The following is a 2,714-nucleotide window of genomic DNA, read 5'->3' as shown; positions in this document are numbered from 1 at the left end:
CGAGAACCCTGCTCCTCGGCCAAAAACTCACGTAGCCGCCGCAACACCGACGCCGCCGACGCCCGAATCGCCGCCGGCACATCCGCACCCGAAGCCGGAACCCGCAACACGACCCATTCCGACGACTCAACGCCACCACGAACGGCCGGCGACGGCGACCACTCCGTGCGGAACAACGCGTCGCTACCGGTCTCGAGCTGTCCGGCCGCCACCGGGCGCATCGTCAGGGAGCCGATGTCGGCCACCGGCGCGCCCGTTCCGTCGGCGACCGTCAACGTGACCGTGTTGTCGCCGGCGCGGGTGACGCGTACCCGCAGGGTTGTCGCGCCGGCGGCGTGCACGGTGATACCGGTCCACGCGAACGGCAGGACCGGCCGTCCCGCCTCGGTGTCCACGTAGTCGCTGACGCTGATGGTGTGCAGGGCCGCGTCGAGCAACGCGGGATGGATACCGAACCGTGCCGCGTCGTCATGGGCCGGTTCCGGCAGGACGATCTCGCCGTAGACGGCGTCGGCGGTGCGCCAGGCCGACCGCAGACCCCGGAACAGCGGTCCGTAGGCCAGGCCGAGCTCGGCGAGCTGGTCGTAGGTGCCGCTCACGTCGACCGGCTGCGCGCCGAGGGGCGGCCACGCGGTGAGGTCGCCGGCCGGGCGTTCGGTGCGGTCGGCGAGCAGACCGTCGGCGTGCCGGGTCCAATTCTCGCCGTCCGCGCTGGACTGTATGTCCACCGTGCGTACGCCGTCGTCGTCCCCGCCCACCACGACCTGCACCTGCACGCCGCCGTGTTCGGGGAGCACCATCGGCGCCTGGAGCGTCAACTCGGCCAGGACCGCGCATCCGGCCTCGTCCCCGGCGCGGACAGCCATCTCGACCAGGGCCGTACCGGGCACGACGAGCACACCGTCGACGAGGTGGTCGGCCAGCCACGGCTGGGTCGCGGCCGAGAGCCGGCCGGCCATGAACAGCCCACCGGTGCCGGGCAGCTTGGTGACCACGCTGAGGAGCGGGTGCTCCGCCGGGCGCAGACCGGCCGCGGTCAGGTCGCCGGAGGCGGGCGGGCCGTCGAGCCAGAACCGCTCGCGCTGGAACGCGTAGGTGGGCAGTGCCACCGGCGGCGCCGATCCGAGCAGTTCCCGCCAGTCAACGGGGTGGCCGGACACGTGCAGCCGGACGAGCGCCTCGACGAACGAGCGTGCCTCGTCACGATCCTTGCGGACGGTCGGGATCGCCTCGGTCAGACCGCTGAGAACTCCGTCGGGTCCGACCTCCACCAGGACGCCGGCCTCGGCGGCGGCCACGTTGTCGGCAAACCGAACAGCCTGACGTACGTGCTCCACCCAGTAACCGGGATCGGTCGGCTCACCACTCATGGCCAGCGCGATACTCGGCTGCCGATAGGTGAGCTCCTCGGCCACCTGCCGGAACTCCGCCAGCATCGGCTCCATCAACGGCGAATGGAACGCGTGACTGACCCGCAACCGGCGCATCCGCACCCCGGCCAACGCCGCCTCGATCCGAGCCACGCTGTCTTCAGCGCCGGAGACCACGACCGCAGACGGGCCGTTGACGGCGGCGATCCCGCAGAACTCGTCCAGCAGCGGCACCACATCGGCCTCCGGCGCGGCGACCGCGAGCATCGCCCCACCCGCCGGCAACGCCTGCATCAACCGCGCACGGGCGTCGACCAACGCGCACGCGTCATCCAGCGAGAACACACCCGCCACATGGGCGGCGGCGATCTCCCCGATCGAGTGACCCACCAACACATCAGGCTCGATGCCGAACGAGGTCAGAAGTCGGTAGAGGGCGACCTCGAAGGCGAACAGGGCCGGCTGCGCGTTGCCGGTCTTCTGCAACTCCTCCGGGTCGGAGCCCCACATCACGTCCCGGACGTTCAGGCGTTGCAGCACCTCGTCCAGGGCCTCGGCGAACACCGGGAACTCGGCGGCCAACTCACGGCCCATACCGAGGCGCTGACTACCCTGACCCGAGAACAGGAACCCCAGCCGGCCGCCTTCCCCGGACCGGCCGACCACCACACCAACGGCCTGCTCGCCCGCGGCGACGGCGCGAAGCCCGGCCACCAGCTCGTCCCTCACCGATCCGACGACGGCGGCACGGTGCTCCAACGCGGCACGACGACCGTGCAGGGCGGCCCCCACCGCGGCGACGTCGACGTCACCCTCCACAAACGACAGAAGCTTGGTCGCCTGTGCTCGCAGCCCTGCCGCCGACTGCGCGGAGATCAGCCACGGCAGCACCGCCGGCGCGGGCTTTTCCATGACCGGTATCTCGGTCTCGGGTGCCTGTTCGAGAATCACGTGCGCGTTGGTCCCGGAGATACCGAACGACGACACACCCGCCCGGCGCGGCCGGTCGGCGGTCCACTGCCGGCTGTCGGTCAGCAACTCGACCGCGCCCGCCGACCAGTCCACGTGCCGGGACGGCTGGTCCACGTGCAGGGTCTTCGGCAGCGTCTCGTGCCGCATCGCCATGACCATCTTGATCACCCCGGCCACACCCGCGGCCGCCTGGGCGTGCCCGATGTTCGACTTGACGGATCCGAGCCACAGGGGCCGGTCACGATCCTGGCCGTAGGTCGCGATCAGGGCCTGGGCCTCGATCGGGTCGCCCAGCGTCGTGCCGGTGCCGTGTGCCTCCACCACGTCGACATCCGCCGCGTTCACTCCCGAGTTGGCCAGGGCCTGGCGGAT

At 71.3% G+C, this 2,714-nt stretch carries 1 protein-coding gene; it reads right to left on the bottom strand.

All coding sequences use genetic code 11. The annotated features are described in order from the left end of the window. Positions 1–2,714, bottom strand: a 2,714-nt coding sequence (locus AB0K10_RS33130) for a type I polyketide synthase (protein ID WP_363690169.1), incomplete at both ends; no start/stop codon positions are given.

It is taken from the genome of Micromonospora sp. NPDC049274 (genome assembly GCF_040678875.1).
Lineage (GTDB): Bacteria > Actinomycetota > Actinomycetes > Mycobacteriales > Micromonosporaceae > Micromonospora.
Note: the sequence above shows the minus strand (reverse complement) of the source record. Positions and strands in the feature narration are given on the sequence as shown.